Origin of the sequence: Streptomyces muensis, from assembly GCF_021474425.1 — a bacterium.
GTDB classification, from domain to species: Bacteria; Actinomycetota; Actinomycetes; order Streptomycetales; family Streptomycetaceae; genus Streptomyces; species Streptomyces muensis.
This window is the reverse complement of sequence record NZ_JAKEIP010000069.1, coordinates 21424-35578: the sequence shown is the minus strand read 5'-3', so window position 1 is coordinate 35578 and position 14155 is coordinate 21424. Positions and strand designations below refer to the sequence as shown.

The 14155-nt window shown below is 67.9% G+C and carries 14 protein-coding genes and 2 pseudogenes; 10 read left to right on the top strand and 6 right to left on the bottom strand.

Features of this window, described 5'->3' with window-relative positions:
* Positions 1-153 (top strand): annotated as a pseudogene (locus L0P92_RS18685) (DUF2797 domain-containing protein); the annotation flags it as partial.
* A gap of 367 nt (positions 154-520) precedes the next feature.
* Positions 521-733 (top strand): DUF4287 domain-containing protein, encoded by a 213-nt coding sequence (locus tag L0P92_RS18680; protein WP_234763882.1) that lies wholly within the window; start codon positions 521-523, stop codon positions 731-733.
* A 129-nt stretch (positions 734-862) separates the two neighbouring features.
* Here L0P92_RS18680 and L0P92_RS45505 read toward each other — a convergent pair whose 3' ends face one another.
* Complete coding sequence (locus L0P92_RS45505) at positions 863-1804, bottom strand: DPP IV N-terminal domain-containing protein (RefSeq protein WP_234763881.1); 942 nt, start codon at positions 1802-1804, stop codon at positions 863-865.
* Positions 1805-2301: 497 nt separating this feature from the next.
* Between L0P92_RS45505 and L0P92_RS18670 the strand changes: the two genes are divergently transcribed.
* Positions 2302-2736: a hypothetical protein gene (locus L0P92_RS18670; protein WP_234763880.1), complete on the top strand. Its 435-nt coding sequence runs from the start codon at positions 2302-2304 to the stop codon at positions 2734-2736.
* A gap of 540 nt (positions 2737-3276) precedes the next feature.
* Here L0P92_RS18670 and L0P92_RS18665 read toward each other — a convergent pair.
* Entirely contained in the window at positions 3277-3498 is a 222-nt protein-coding gene (locus tag L0P92_RS18665) for a CarD family transcriptional regulator (RefSeq protein ID WP_234763879.1), read from the bottom strand.
* Between the two features lie 333 nt (positions 3499-3831).
* On the opposite strand from L0P92_RS18665, the pseudogene L0P92_RS18660 reads away from it, so the two are divergent.
* A pseudogene (locus L0P92_RS18660) lies at positions 3832-4224 on the top strand (transposase family protein); the annotation flags it as partial.
* A gap of 6 nt (positions 4225-4230) precedes the next feature.
* Here the strand turns inward: L0P92_RS18660 and L0P92_RS18655 are convergent.
* The 4 genes from L0P92_RS18655 to L0P92_RS18640 form a co-directional block, all read right to left on the bottom strand.
* Positions 4231-4719 carry a hypothetical protein gene (locus L0P92_RS18655; protein ID WP_234763878.1) on the bottom strand — a complete coding sequence of 163 codons (489 nt, stop codon included), beginning with the start codon at positions 4717-4719 and terminating at the stop codon, positions 4231-4233.
* Positions 4720-4750: 31 nt separating this feature from the next.
* Complete coding sequence (locus L0P92_RS18650) at positions 4751-5440, bottom strand: hypothetical protein (protein WP_234763877.1); 690 nt, start codon at positions 5438-5440, stop codon at positions 4751-4753.
* Between the two features lie 245 nt (positions 5441-5685).
* The gene (locus L0P92_RS18645; protein WP_234763876.1) at positions 5686-5874 is read right to left on the bottom strand and encodes a DUF397 domain-containing protein; all 189 of its coding nucleotides are present in this window, start codon (positions 5872-5874) and stop codon (positions 5686-5688) included.
* A gap of 2 nt (positions 5875-5876) precedes the next feature.
* Entirely contained in the window at positions 5877-6758 is an 882-nt protein-coding gene (locus tag L0P92_RS18640; protein ID WP_234763875.1) for a helix-turn-helix domain-containing protein, read from the bottom strand.
* Between the two features lie 222 nt (positions 6759-6980).
* Here L0P92_RS18640 and L0P92_RS18635 point away from each other — a divergent pair, with 222 nt between their 5' ends.
* The 6 genes from L0P92_RS18635 (at position 6981) to L0P92_RS18610 (ending at position 14100) form a co-directional block, all read left to right on the top strand.
* Positions 6981-7430 (top strand): ATP-binding protein, encoded by a 450-nt coding sequence (locus L0P92_RS18635; RefSeq protein ID WP_234763874.1) that lies wholly within the window; start codon positions 6981-6983, stop codon positions 7428-7430.
* A gap of 64 nt (positions 7431-7494) precedes the next feature.
* On the top strand, positions 7495-8043 hold the full coding sequence (locus L0P92_RS18630; RefSeq protein WP_234763873.1) for a hypothetical protein: 549 nt from the start codon (positions 7495-7497) through the stop codon (positions 8041-8043).
* A gap of 78 nt (positions 8044-8121) precedes the next feature.
* Positions 8122-8862, top strand: a complete 741-nt coding sequence (locus L0P92_RS18625) for a response regulator transcription factor (RefSeq protein ID WP_234763872.1) — start codon at positions 8122-8124, stop codon at positions 8860-8862.
* Entirely contained in the window at positions 8859-10493 is a 1635-nt protein-coding gene (locus L0P92_RS18620; protein WP_234763871.1) for a sensor histidine kinase, read from the top strand. Before L0P92_RS18625 ends, L0P92_RS18620 begins: the two co-directional genes overlap by 4 nt.
* A gap of 14 nt (positions 10494-10507) precedes the next feature.
* Positions 10508-11941, top strand: coding sequence for a bifunctional glycosyltransferase family 2/GtrA family protein (locus L0P92_RS18615; protein ID WP_234763870.1), 1434 nt, complete (start codon positions 10508-10510; stop codon positions 11939-11941).
* The gene (locus tag L0P92_RS18610) at positions 11938-14100 is read left to right on the top strand and encodes an ArnT family glycosyltransferase (RefSeq protein WP_234763869.1); all 2163 of its coding nucleotides are present in this window, start codon (positions 11938-11940) and stop codon (positions 14098-14100) included. The genes L0P92_RS18615 and L0P92_RS18610 overlap by 4 nt, the downstream gene beginning before the upstream one ends.
* Positions 14101-14155 lie beyond the last annotated feature (55 nt).

The window sequence follows — 14155 nt, the reverse complement described above, 5'->3', positions numbered from 1 at the left end:
GCCGGGGACGGTGAGGGCGGGGTGGTCGTGGTTGATACGCGGTTGATGACGGGGTGGGAGCTGGTGCCGGCCGCCGAGGGCGTGGGGGAAGTGACGGTGCCGGTACGGGAGTTCGGGGAACGGGGAGCGGGGGTGCAGGACGGGTTGTTCTGAGGAGGTTTCGAGCTGCGGTCCTGGGCTTCTGGGAGGCCCTGGCCTAGGTGCCCCCGCCACCGCGAGCCCGCGCCACACTGGCCGCCCGCCGCGAAGAGACAGGCGACACGGCGGTGCATTCGCCCGACGCCGTTCAGCGGGCACTGGCGAAGCGGTATGTCCGGGGACCGGATCACTGACATCCATGTCTTCCGGGACACCGAGCGGCTGTTTCCGCTCTTCAACCTGCCCCCGCACGTCGGCGAGCAGGAGGTGTGTGAGCAGGAGATGTGACGCAGCGCACCTTCTCCGCCGATGATTCCGTTCGCGCCGCTCGGTCATATCAGCAACGACAACGAAGCGACGACGGACAGACAGGACGACTGACATGACCGCCACCGTGAAGGGCCCTGCCAGCTACTTCCCTTCCATCGAGAAGAAGTACGGTCGCCCGATCGCGGAGTGGAAGGACCTCATCCACTCCTCGCCTCTGACCAAGCACATGGAGCTCGTGAACTGGCTCAAGGCCGAGCACGGGCTGGGCCACGGTCACGCCAACGCCCTCGTCGCGCACACCCTCGCTGAGCGGTCCGACAACTGAGCTGTCACACATGGGAGCCGCTTGGACCACCACGCTCCGTCGCGCCCACTGCGCGCCTCTTGGGCCGCCGACCACGGGGCGGCCGGCCGCGGCCGCAGGCACCGCCTGGGCCCGCGGTCGGCGCTCAGGCTACTTGTTCATCCAGTCAGTGGGGGTCACGGCCTGGCCCCTGAGGACCTGGAGGTTCTTTCCGTCGGCGGCGTCGACGACGTAGGTGCTGTGGGTGTAGTCGAAGCCGTCCATGGCGGAGAAGGCGATCCGGGTGCCGCCAGGCGAGAAGACGGGGCCCTGGATGCTGCTGAGCGGGGTCGTCCAGCTGCTCTGCAGCTCGGTGACGGCGCCGCTCGCCACATCGACGACACTCAGGCCGTTCTCGGTGACATAGACGATGCGCTGCCCGTCGGGGGACCAGTCGACGGGCGTGGACAGCGCGTTGCGAGCGGTGCTGATCTGGTGCACCTGCCGGGTGGCGGTGTCCAGGACCCAGACGTCCCTGCCGTACTCCCAGCCGTCGGCCGTCTCGTACGTGGTGGTCCTCACGAAGGCGATGCTCTTGCCGTCGGGCGAGAAGGTGCCTGCTCCGCCGGTCGTCGTGAGCACCTCCTGGCCAGTGCCGTCGCTGTTGATCCACTCCATGCCGCGCGGGCTGTCGTAGACGATCCGCTTGCCGTCCGGGGACCAGTCGGGGTGCCCGACGTACGGGGCCTCGTTGGTCTCGGGTGCGATTCCCCGGACCAGAACGTGCTGGTCACTGCCGTCGGCCTCGGCGACCACCAGGTTCCGGGCGTACATGCAGCCCTCAGTCTGGGGAATGCAGGTGTCGTCGCGCTGGATGTACGCCACGGTGGAGCCCTTCGGAGAGAGGACGCCGTCCTCGGCACCCTGCGCGAAGGTCCCGATGACGTCGCCGCTCACGGGGTCGAGCGAGACGAGAGCAGGAGAGCCGGAGGAATAGTCAGTGGCGGTGATCCGGCCGGCCGCAGTCCCCTGCCCCGCCGCGGCGGTCCCTGCCATCGGCAGACCAGCGGCGACGACGATCCCTACGGCCAGCACGGCGCGTCTGAAAAGCACTTGAGCCCTCCCAGGAAACCGGGAACCGGCGTTCCCGGCCCCCAGGCCAAGAGCGCAACCGGATCAAGAAATGTCACAGTGGCGGGGCAGGTCCATCGGATCGAGTTCTACGCTCATGCTCGGCGGAGCTTGCTGCAGATAGCAGAGCTGAGGACTTTGCGTGAGGAGGCACCGTGGCCTCCGCCCTGGCGGCCGGTTCGAGAACCGTCTGATCCGTAGCTCCATGTGGATCGGTCGGTGACGGTCATAGCGGCCGTGCTGAGGGCGGTGCGCACCACTGCTGGACGTTGGCGGCCGCCCGGGCCTTCGTGCGGAGTCGGTGACCGTGTATGGCAAGGTATGCCGACGATTCACGCCGACGAGCCTCGCGGGGGAGTCCGGCCCGCGGCTGCTTTCCGGGTATCGGGACCCTGTGGTGGCGCTCGGGAAGGCGGATTGTCGCACGCCGGAGGGGAGCAGCTCGTCCGGTTCAAGCCCAACCTTCAGGAGCACCACCTGTGAACGGAAAGCGCCGCCGACTGCTGTTGGCCGCCATTGACCCCATGCTCGAGCCTGAAGAGCGGGTTGAGGTGGCGACCATCGTGAATCTGAGTTCCGTCTCCGTACGCCGGACGGCAGCCTTCGCGGCAGCCTCAGCGATCATGAGCGGCGGTGGAATGGCTGTGATCCCTGCGCCGACCCCCATGTACTTGGCCATGACCGACCGTCGCATCTTCATCTTCCGAGCGCACCCGACGTTCGCCCGGCCCGAGGAACACCTGATGACCATTCCGCGCGCCGGTCTCGTCCGCTCGGACATCAAGGAGCGCCTGCTCAACTCGTCCTTCGTCGTCACCTCACCGGACAGCGAGCAAGGCCTGAAGATCATCTTCCCGCTGGTCAACCGCAAGGACCGCAACGCGATAGCGGCCGCCCTGCCCCTGGCCGGCTGACTGCTGTGCCGGCAGCTTTAAGGTCGCACTGGCGATCGTGTCGGCCGGAACCCAGCGGCCGAAGTGCAACCAAAACTGCAACCAGAGAACGACGAAGGCCCCAGCCGCTGGGCGGTCGGGGCCTTCGTTCACCTGGGTTCATGGGCGACGACCAGCCCGCCGGTGCCGGAACTGCTTCGGGTCTCGCCTCAACGACCGTGAACGGGGATGAACGAGACGGAGACTGAGACGGCCGCACTCCTCACCGCAGCGCCGGAGACAGCTCGCGAGTAGTTGTCGAGACCAGCGCTAGGCAGCCTTGGGCCCCGTCGCACGCGTGCCCGGGGCGGGTACCTGTTCATCATCGGACCAGAAGATCTCGTCTTCTCCGAGGTCCGGGGCCCGGAAGGGATTTGTCGAGGGAGGCGGCGATACTGCAGTGGAACGTCGGGGTTGCCCCTCCGGGGCGGAGAACAGCGAAGTCGAGTCGATGAGAGATCTGCCTTTCGTCACAGGTCCCTGATGGGGCCTGGCGTGCCGTAACCGGGCACAGCAGCGGTTCTACAACTTGGTCATCTTGGCGTACGGGCTCAAGATCCGCATTTGCGCCGAGCCGAAATCCACGAGCGCCGCGATCCCGTCCTCGATGCCGACCACCCGGCCGAGGCCGTACATGTCGTGTGTGACCTGGTCGCCCATGGCGAAGTGCTTGGGAGTCGGTGCGACCGGGGCCTTGAAGGGGCTGGTGGGCAGATGACGCTTCGGTGCCGCAGGCTTAGTCATGACTCAGTATGAGCCTACGTGAATCCCGCTCGCTGTGGCCGTCGGCACAGATTCTGAGCGGAACAACCACGTCACGTCACTGACCTGGTGTTTTGAGACCTGGTGAGGCGAAACTCGACCACAGGTCTCCTTCGCCGACAGTGCCCGATCTCTGTCTGGCACGCGACACTGATCACGACGCACAGCAAGAAGGACTGGGCCTCTGACCTCGGTCTTCTTCGTGGAGCGGGCGACGAGAGCCGAACTCGCGCTCTCAGCTTGGCAAGATGCGATCTTTTGGGGCCGGTTCGCGCGCTGGGCTGGGCGAACGGTGAAGGGCTCGCCCTAGCCGGGCTCGACGGCGCCCTTGCCGAGTGCGACCGGGTCGGTGACAGCCGGGCCGACCACTCCCACAAGCACCGCCGGCACGGAGTGAACGTGCAGGTCGTGACCGATCCGGCCGGGCGGTTGCTGTGGATCTCACCCGTCCTGGCCCGGCCGTGCCCACGACCTGACGGCGGCCGGCACCCACCGGATCATCCTTATCTGTGGACGCCAGGGCGTCCCAGTCCTCGCTGATCGGGCTTATATGGGAGCCAGCCCCTGGGTGACGACGCCCCTCAGACGCCCGCCGGACCGCGATCTCACACCGACCCAGCAAGCCGCCAACCGGGTGCTGTCTGCGGCAGCCCGAATCGAATGACGTCAATCGCCGCGGCTGTCCTCAGCCTGGAGTGGCAACGCTGAAACAGTTCACTGAGTACGGGGCGGTTCTTCCTTTGTCGGTACCCCTCGGCCGATGGTCATGGACCACCGGATGGGTGACGGGGCGGCGACGGAGACGGTACCGCTGCGGTCGACACCACTGACGGCCAGCTGGTTGTAGGTCGTGCTGACCTCATTGGCGAGGCATTCCAAGGGGAACGACACGTGGACGGACGGAACGGAAACCTTGATCTCCCCCTGTCCCTGGCAGCGCACCGCGACGATGAGGGCGTCGCCCTTCTTTCCCTCCTTGTACGCGACACTAGCGTTTCCGCTCGTCGGATTCTGGCGGCCCGCGAGTGTTTCATCGGCATCCAGTTCGGGGGGTACCTGTCCGGATGGCGATGTCGTATGGGGAGACGTGGTCGCCACGCTCTGGTCTGTCGGGGATGCATGGTTGCTGTCAGCAGTCTTTTTGCCGCCTGTGTCACCCGATGTGCAGGCCGTGAGGAGGGAAAGTGACACCAGGCTGGCCATGCCGAGGCCCGCAAGTGTTCGTGGACGCATTTCACTTCTCCCAAATGGCCCAGCCGATGCGGTGCGGCGTGTAGATCGTGACGTTCTTCTTCGCGCCCTTAGTGCAGTTTGTGTACGTGTACTGGTTGTAGCCGTAGCTCTTGAGGCGGTAAACCCCGTAGCGAGCGAAGGTTGTCTTCCGGGGCGGTGTGTCAACGGCGATCGTGTTGCCGAGCCTGGCAGTGAGCGATGCAGAGACGTTCACCCCGAATTTTCCCTCGATCTTGATGACTGCCGCAGAACCCTCCACCTTGAACTCGCCGGTGTAGGAGATGCCGACCGTGCCAGAGACCTCCGAGACGAACGTCGACTTCGCAGTGCGCGATGTGCCGTTGTAGTTCGCCTGCTCGGCTCCTACGCCCTTGTGGTAGTCCTTGTCCTTGCTCGTCGGGTAGTAGATCCAGCGCGGCTCGCACGCCTGTGCGTCGGGTGTGAAGCTGTCCTTGGGCGCCGGCACGATCACGTCGTCCGGCACAGTGGCGGTGGCGTCGGACGGAGCGGGGGCCGGCGTTTCAGGAGCGCCTTCGACGAGATCGCTTTCTTCAGGCTGAGCCGGAGGAGCGGTCCCAACGACCGGCGTATCGGTCGGTGCGAGAGTCGGGTCTTCCGCGAAAGCGGGGCCGGCTGTGGCCAGAACGGCTACAGCGAGGCTCGGGGCGAGCAAAATTCTGGACTTGCGCATGGTTCTCCTTGGTCAGGGGAGTGAATGCGCAGTGGATTGATAGTTCATCCCCCTGCGGCTGACACGATCATGTCAGTGGCCTTCGCGGACGAACAGCTTCCGTGAAAAGCCTGAGGAAGACCTGAGGTTCACTCGTGAGGGCAGGGAGATTTACGTGACCGAGGGATCGGTCGGCAGTCCGAAGCGCGAGAAGCGGAAGCTGTACGTCTGACTTCCTTGCAGTCAGTCAGGCGTAGCAGATCTTCCTATCGCGGTCCGAGAGCGTCCTTGAGGAAGGTTGTCCAGGTTTTCGGTGTTATCCGGAGCATCGGCCCGTCCGCGGTCTTGGAGTCGCGGACGGCGATGGTGCCGGGGATGTTGCGGGCGACTTCGACGCACTCCTGACCGGCGTTGCCGCCGCTGTAGCTGGACTTGACGAACTCGAAGTGCGGCACGGTCACAGCTCCTTGCGGATGCGTTCGATCAGGGCGGTGGAATCGCGAGGAGCAAGCCCACCACGGGCGATCCGCTCGAACGTGTTGTTGTGCCGAACCGCGTCCTCCTCGCTCTCCAGCCACAGGGTAGATGAGCTTGTGTCCATGTAGACCACGTCCATCGCGCCGGGTTCCGCGAACGACACGATGGTGAAGGCGCTCGTCATACCTGGGTGAGCACCGGCCAGGAACGGCAACACCTGGAGCTTCACGTTCGGCTGCCGCGACACGTCGACCAGGTGGCTGAGTTGGGCGTGCATGACCTCACGCCCACCAACAAGTTGGCGAAGTGCCCCTTCGTGAACGACAGCCCACAGCTCCAATGGGTTCTCGGCCTTCAGACGACCCTGCCGCGTCATCCGGGACTCGACGAACGGTTCGATCTCGTCCGGGTCTTCCCAAGAGCCGTTGCCGACAGCCAGTGCCCGGGCGTAGTCCGCGGTCTGCAGCAGGCCGGGGATGATGGCCGACTGCCACGTCCGGACGTTGGTCGCGATGTCCTCAAGGGCCACATACTCCACGAGCGAGTGGAGCCCGGGGTATTGGTTCCACCACCCCTTGGCCTTACGGCGCTCGCGGTCCGTGCGAGCGAGCTTCAGTAGCCGTCCCACGACTTCTGGATCTGTTGTGCCGTACAGGTCGCACAGCACACGGATGTCCGGGTCGCGGAGCGGGACCCATCCACGCTCCATCTTCGCGACCTTCGGCGCCGTCGCCGACAGCGCCTCCGCGGCCTGGGGCTGAGTCAGGCCGGCCTTCTCCCGCAGGCGCAGCAACTCGCCTCCCAACTTGCGTGCGAGCACTGTGGAGACGCTGCCTCCACGTCTGAACTCGTCTGCTGCCACGCCTGTTACCTCCTTGATCCGCCGTCAGTCTGCCGTCCCGCGCGAGAGGACTGCAACTGAAGTGAAGACATATTTCCTCCAGACTGCTTGCGTGGTGGACTGGATCTTCGCTACGTTCGGTGCTCAAGCGGCAACTCAGCGAAGTGGTTGGCGGAAGCGCACCGTGCTGCCCGCACGGCGGAGCCACCCCAACCTCACCTCGCCCCACCACCGGAGGACCCCGTGACGGACTCCTGCCCTCCCGTAAACCCCAAGGTCAAAGCCAAGGCCTACGACCGCTACGACACCGTCAGCTACACCCCGTACCCCCGCAACATCCCCCTCGCCCGCCGACACGTCGCCCAACTCGCCGTCAACTGGGGTCATCCTGGCCTCGCCGGTGACCTGGCCCTACTGGCAAGCGAGTTGTGCACGAACGCCTTACTGCACGGCTGCCTCCGGGACCGTCTGTTCCGCGTCGAGACGTCCCTCACCGGCCGGGCGATCCGGGTCGCCGTCACTGATCCGCGAGGCGAACGGCTCCCGGGCATCCGTACCGCCGACCCCGGCGACCAGTTCGGCCGCGGTCTCCTTCTCATCCGTACGTACGCCGATCGGTGGGCGGTCGAGAAGCTCACCGTGGGCAAGACCGTCTGGGCGGAACTGGACGTCTCGGGGAGCCTCGATGCGTAGCGTGCTGAGCCGTCTCAGGAGGTGCCGCGCGGGTACCTTGGCCGCACGGCGAAGGGAGACGCACATGGCAGGCGCGTGGCGGAAGGTGGTGGCCGAGGCTCAGGAGGCCACCGGGTTCACGGGCAACGTCGTCCAGCGCACGGTCGACGGCATCGGGGCGGCGCTGCGGCTCGATCACCGCGCCGATTTCTATACAGAGCTGGGCGCCCTGGCGGACTCCGGTGGTTTCGAAGCGTTCCTCAACCACTGGTGGACGCAGGCGCTGGCCGACGCCGCCCCTGACGCGGACGCGCGCGAGCAGGCGATCGACTTCGCCGACGTGGCGGTGTTCTCTGTTCTCGCTGGCCGTCGCCGGTCCGACGTCCAGCCAGGCCGAGATCGACGCCATCGTCACCAGGGGCGAAGCCTGTTGAGCTACACGATCACCTGGGCAACGCGGGCGGCCTCCGAAGGCCTCGAACGACTCCGTGCCCGCGACGGCGACGCGGTGAAACCCCTCGTCAAGGCGATCAACGCCCTCGCCCGCATCCCCGAACCCAACCCGAGCAGCAAGCTCGGCACCACCAACCTCGCCAATGTGCCCCCGGCCAAGAACTTCCCAAGCACCCCCTGAGAACCCCCTGTGCGTTTCTCAGGAAAATCACAGGTTCCAGAAAGCGCGTTCTCAGACGCCCCCGACAGGGTGTCCAGCATGACCACGACCTCGCCCCAGGGGCGCACCGAACTGCTGAGGCCGGACGGGAGCCCCGTCCGAGTGCTTGTGGTGGACGACGAGTTGTCGATCACCGAACTTCTGTCGATGGCCCTGCGCTATGAGGGCTGGCAGATCCGGAGTGCGGGGGACGGCACGGGTGCCGTCCAGACCGCGCGGGAGTTCCGGCCCGACGCCGTCGTCCTGGACATGATGCTGCCGGACATGGACGGGCTGGCCGTCCTCGGGCGGTTGCGGCGCGAACTGCCGGACGTGCCGGTGCTGTTCCTGACGGCCAAGGATGCGGTGGAAGACCGTATCGCCGGGCTCACCGCCGGTGGGGACGACTACGTCACCAAGCCGTTCTCGCTCGAAGAAGTCGTCGCGCGGCTGCGTGGGCTCATCCGGCGGTCCGGGGCCGCCGACCGGCGGTCCGACTCCATGCTGGTCGTGGGGGACCTCACCCTCGACGAGGACAGCCACGAGGTGTCGCGGGCCGGGGAGAACATCCACCTCACCGCCACCGAGTTCGAGCTGCTGCGGTTCCTGATGCGTAATCCGCGGCGCGTGCTGAGCAAGGCCCAGATACTCGACCGGGTGTGGTCGTACGACTTCGGCGGCCAGGCCAACGTCGTCGAGCTGTACATCTCCTATCTGCGTCGGAAGATCGACGCCGGGCGGGAGCCGATGATTCACACCCGGCGTGGTGCCGGTTACCTGATCAAGCCCGCGGCGTCATGAGTGGGCGACGGCGGACGGGTGCGCAGCGGCAGAAGAAGCAGAGACGATTTCGGAAGCCACGGACGCTGCGCACGCGGCTCGTCGTCTCCGCGGTGACGTTGGTCGCGGTGGTGTGTGCCGTCATCGGGACGGTGACCACGATCGCGATGCACTCGCGCCTGTACGAGCAACTGGACAGCCAGCTCAGCGAGGTGGTGGGACGTGCGGCGGGCGCCGGCCCCGAGCCCCCGGCCGGCGCGCAGCCCAAGCCCGAGGACGACCCGGAGAAGAAGCTGCCCAGGGTGCCCGACCTCTCGGAGTTCGTCACCAAGGGGCCGCAGCAGATGATCGGCACGATCGCGGCGCACGTCGTGGGCGGCGAGATCACCGAGGGCATGTTCAGCAAGGCCTCGACGGACGACAACGGCGTCACGGACGCCACGCCGTACGCGCTGAGCGAGACGCAGATGGCCGAGCTGAACGCCGTCTCCAAGGACGGCGACGCCCACACCGTGACCATCACGGGGCTCGGCGACTACCGCGTGGAGTACCGCGAGGGCCTCAACGGCGCGTACTACGTGGCGCTGCCGACCACCGACGTCTCCGAGACCCTCAACACCCTCATCCTCATCGAGGTCAGCGTCACCGGCGCCGGCCTGGTGGCCGCGGGCATCGCCGGTTCCGTCCTCGTAGGCCTGGCCACCCGCCCCCTCCGCCGAGTAGCCGCCACCGCCACCCGAGTCTCCGAACTCCCCCTCCACACCGGCGAGGTGAACCTCAGCGAGCGTGTACCCGAGTCCGAGACCGACCCGCACACCGAGGTCGGGCAGGTCGGGGCGGCGCTCAACCGGATGCTGGACCATGTCCACGCCGCCCTGCACTCGCGGCAGCAGAGCGAGATGCGGGTACGGCAGTTCGTGGCCGACGCCAGCCATGAGCTGCGTACGCCGCTCGCCTCCATCCGGGGGTACGCCGAGCTGACCAGACGGGGGAGAGAGGACGTCGGGCCGGACACCAAGCACGCCCTTGGGCGTATCGAGTCCGAGGCCGGGCGGATGACCCTCCTCGTCGAGGATCTGCTGCTGCTCGCGCGGCTCGACGCCGGACGGCCGCTCCAGTTCGAGCAGACCGACCTCGTACCGCTGGTCGTCGACACCATCAGCGACGCCCGCGCGGCCGGCATGGACCACAACTGGCGGCTCGATCTGCCGGATGAGCCCGCGCTCGTGTCGGCGGACGCGGCCCGGCTGCAACAGGTGCTGGTCAACCTGCTCGGCAATGCTCGCAACCACACCCCGCCCGGGACCACCGTCACCGCGCGTGTGCAGCGGCGCGGACCGTGGATGTGCGTGGACGTCGAGGACAACGGGCAAGGGATCCCGGCCGATCTGCTTCCGCATGTCTTCGAACGGTTCGCGCGCGGCGACTCCTCGCGCTCCCGTGCCTCCGGCTCGACCGGCCTCGGCCTCGCGATCGTGCAGGCCGTGGCGACGGCACACGAAGGCGCGGTGACCGTCGACAGCGTGCCGGGGCGCACCGTGTTCACCGTGCACCTGCCTGCGCTGCCGACCCCGCCGAGCCCGGAAATGAGCTGGCAACAGCACTCACAGGCACAGCACAGCGTCACCACATCGGCGGAACAGGGCGCCTGACGAAAGTCGGTTCCATGCGAACCGACTCTTCTCCCGGCACCCTGCCGGCGCGGGAGCACCTCCCGGCCGGCGACGCCGGTACGCCTGTCCTGGACGTAGTGATCCCCGTCTACAACGAGGAGAAGGACCTCCAGCCGTGTGTGCTGAGACTGCACCAGCACCTCAAGCGCACGTTCCCGTACGCGTTCCGCATCACCATCGCGGACAACGCGTCGACCGACACCACCCCCCAGGTGTCGCGGCGGCTGGAGGCGGAGCTCCCTGAGGTCCGGTCCTTCCGGCTGGAGCAGAAGGGCCGCGGCCGGGCGCTGCGGACCGTCTGGTCCGCCTCGGACGCGCCGATCCTCGCCTACATGGACGTGGACCTGTCCACCGACCTCAACGCCCTGCTGCCGCTGGTGGCCCCGCTGATCTCGGGCCACTCCGACCTGGCGATCGGCTCCCGGCTCGCCCGCTCCTCCCGCGTCGTACGCGGTCCGAAGCGGGAGTTCATCAGCCGGGCCTACAACCTCATCCTGCGCGGCTCGCTCCAGGCCCGTTTCTCGGACGCGCAGTGCGGCTTCAAGGCCATCCGGCGCGATGTCGCGCAGGTGCTGCTGCCGCTGGTCGAGGACACCGGCTGGTTCTTCGACACGGAGATGCTGGTGCTCGCCGAGCGGGCCGGGCTGCGGATCCACGAGGTGCCGGTCGACTGGGTCGACGACCCGGACTCCACCGTCCACATCGTGAAGACGGCGACCGACGACCTCAAGGGCGTGTGGCGGGTCGGCAGGGCCCTGGCCACCGGTTCGCTGCCGCTGGACCGGCTCGCCCGGCCCTTCGGTGACGACCCGCGCGACCGCGAGATCAAGGACGTACCCAAGGGCCTGGCCCGCCAGCTCCTCGGCTTCTGCGTCGTCGGCGCCCTGTCCACCCTGTTCTATCTGCTGCTGTACAGCGGCTTCCGGGTCTTCACCGGCTCCCAGGTCGCCAACGCGCTCGCCCTGCTGGTCTCCGCCGTCGCCAACACGGCCGCCAACCGGCGCCTCACCTTCGGAGTGCGCGGCCGCGGCGGCGCCGTACGGCACCAGGCGCAGGGCCTGGTCGTCTTCGGCATCGGCCTCGCGCTGACCAGCGGTTCGCTCGCCGCCCTGAACGCGGCCAGCAGCGACCCCGCGCACTCCACCGAACTCGCGGTCCTCATCGCCGCCAACCTCGCGGCGACCGTGCTGCGCTTCCTGCTCTTCCGGGCGTGGGTGTTCCCCGACCGTCACGACGACACCGGCTCGACGGTCGTCGTCTCGCACACCCCTCCGAGCTACGGCCCGTTGCCGCTCCGCCCGCCCCACCCCACGTACGACACCGATCGGTTCCGCGCCGGTGAAGCCGCGGACGGCACTTGGCGGGACGCCACGCTGCAACTGCAGCCGGTGCGCCCGAACGACACCGACTCCAGGGACTACCGATGACGATCCATTACGACCAGCAGACCCACGAGACGTACGGCAGAGACGCGGGTGGCCCCGCCACCTGGGCGCCTCCCCCGGCCCCCGACTCCGGTGAACCCAAGCAGCCCGTCGTACGGCGGCTGTGGCGCGGCCGCCCCGAGGACCCCCGCTGGGCCCGCCCGGCCTTCCTCGGCCTCCTGCTCGCCACGCTCCTCCTCTACCTCTACAACCTGAGCGCCTCCGGCTACGCCAACTCCTTCTACTCGGCGGCCGTCCAGGCCGGCAGCCAGTCCTGGAAGGCCTTCTTCTTCGGCTCGCTGGACGCGGCGAACGCCATCACCGTCGACAAGCCCCCGGCCTCCCTGTGGCCGATGGCCCTGTCGGTCCGCCTCTTCGGCCTCAGCTCGTTCGCGATCCTGCTCCCCGAGGTCCTCATGGGCGTCGGCACAGTGGCCGTGGTCTACGCGGCCGTACGTCGTCGCTTCAGCCCTGCCGCCGGTCTGATCTCGGGCGCGGTGCTCGCCCTGACGCCCGTCGCGGCGCTGATGTTCCGGTTCAACAACCCGGACGCGATGCTCGCCCTGCTGATGGCCGTGGCCTGCTACTTCGTCATCCGGGGTCTGGAGGACGGCCGTACCAGGTGGCTGGTGTGGGCCGGCGTCGCCATCGGCTTCGCGTTCCTCGCCAAGACCCTCCAGGCCTTCCTGATCCTGCCGCCCCTCGCGGTCGTGTACGCGGTCTGCGCGCCGGTGTCGGTGAAGAAGCGCGTCGGTCAGCTGGCCGCGGGCCTCGCCGCGATCGTCGTCTCCGGCGGCTGGTGGGTCGCGATCGTCGAACTGTGGCCCGCCTCCTCCCGCCCCTACATCGGCGGCTCCCAGAACAACTCCTTCCTTGAACTGACGTTCGGCTACAACGGCCTCGGCCGGCTCAACGGCGAGGAGACCGGCAGCGTCGGCGGTGGCGGCGGTGGCGGAAACGGCGGCGGCAACTGGGGCGAGACCGGCTGGGACCGGCTGTTCGGCTCCTCCATCGGCGGCCAGATCTCCTGGCTGATCCCGGCCGCGCTGATCCTGCTGATCGCGGCCCTGGGGGCCACGCGCAAAGCCCGCCGTACGTCGGTGACCCGCGGTTCGTTCCTCGTCTGGGGCGGCGCGCTGATCACGACCATGCTGGTCTTCAGCTATATGCAGGGCATCTTCCACGAGTACTACACCGTCGCCCTCGCCCCCTACATCGCCCCGCTGATCGGCATGGGCGCGGCGCTGCTCTGGGACAAGCGCGACAAGGCCTGGGCGTCGCTGAGCCTCGCGGCCGCGATGACGGCCACCGCGGTCTGGGGTTACGTCCTGCTCAACCGCTCCTCCGACTATCTGCCCTGGCTGAAGTGGGTCGTCCTGGTCGGCGGTCTGGCGGCGGCGCTGGGCCTGATCTTCGTGAGCAGGCTCGGCCGTCGACTGGCCCTGGGCGTCGTGGGCCTGGGCCTCGCCGCCGCGCTGGCCGGCCCGGCCGCGTACACCCTCACCACGGTGAACGAGGGCCACACCGGCTCGATCGTCACGGCCGGCCCTTCGGTCGCGGGCGGTCGGGGTGGCGGCCCCGGTGGCGGGGGCGGCATGCCCGGCCAGAACCAGCAGGGCCAGCAGAACCAGCAGGGCCAGGGGCAGCAGAACGGCAACGGCTTCCCGGGCGGCGGAATGCCAGGCCAGCAGGGCCAGAACCAGCAGGGCCAGAACCAGCAGGGCGGCATGCCCGGCGGTGCTCAGACCGGCGACGGCGGTGGCATGGGCGGCGGTGGCGGCATGGGCGGTCTGCTCAACGGCGCCAGCGTCAGCGACGAGGCCAAGGCGCTCCTGGAGAAGAACGCCTCGGACTACACCTGGGCGGCCGCCGCCATCGGCGCCCAGAACGCCGCGAGCTACCAGCTCTCCACCGGCGACCCGGTGATGGCGATCGGCGGCTTCAACGGCACCGACCCGTCCCCGACGCTGGCCGAGTTCAAGAAGTACGTGGCGGACGGAGAGATCCACTACTTCATCGCGAGCGGCAGCGGCGGCGGCATGGGCGGCAGCAGCGACGGCACCTCCTCGCAGATCAGCTCCTGGGTCCAGGAGAACTTCGAGTCGGTGACGGTCGACGGCACGACGTTCTACGACCTGACGCAGCCCAAGAGCGACAGCTGACGGTTCCTGCGACAAGGGGCGGTGACTGGGTCACCGCCCCTTCTCGTATCTCCGT

What these genes read in the sequence shown, in the direction of transcription:
- L0P92_RS18665 (WP_234763879.1), bottom strand. Translation starts at nt 3,498, where the DNA reads ATGACTAAGCCTGCGGCACCGAAGCGTCATCTGCCCACCAGCCCCTTC.
- L0P92_RS18620 (WP_234763871.1), top strand. Translation starts at nt 8,859, where the DNA reads ATGAGTGGGCGACGGCGGACGGGTGCGCAGCGGCAGAAGAAGCAGAGA.
- L0P92_RS18630 (WP_234763873.1), top strand. Translation starts at nt 7,495, where the DNA reads ATGGCAGGCGCGTGGCGGAAGGTGGTGGCCGAGGCTCAGGAGGCCACC.
- L0P92_RS18615 (WP_234763870.1), top strand. Translation starts at nt 10,508, where the DNA reads ATGCGAACCGACTCTTCTCCCGGCACCCTGCCGGCGCGGGAGCACCTC.
- L0P92_RS18680 (WP_234763882.1), top strand. Translation starts at nt 521, where the DNA reads ATGACCGCCACCGTGAAGGGCCCTGCCAGCTACTTCCCTTCCATCGAG.
- L0P92_RS18650 (WP_234763877.1), bottom strand. Translation starts at nt 5,440, where the DNA reads ATGCGCAAGTCCAGAATTTTGCTCGCCCCGAGCCTCGCTGTAGCCGTT.
- L0P92_RS18610 (WP_234763869.1), top strand. Translation starts at nt 11,938, where the DNA reads ATGACGATCCATTACGACCAGCAGACCCACGAGACGTACGGCAGAGAC.
- L0P92_RS18625 (WP_234763872.1), top strand. Translation starts at nt 8,122, where the DNA reads ATGACCACGACCTCGCCCCAGGGGCGCACCGAACTGCTGAGGCCGGAC.
- L0P92_RS18655 (WP_234763878.1), bottom strand. Translation starts at nt 4,719, where the DNA reads ATGGCCAGCCTGGTGTCACTTTCCCTCCTCACGGCCTGCACATCGGGT.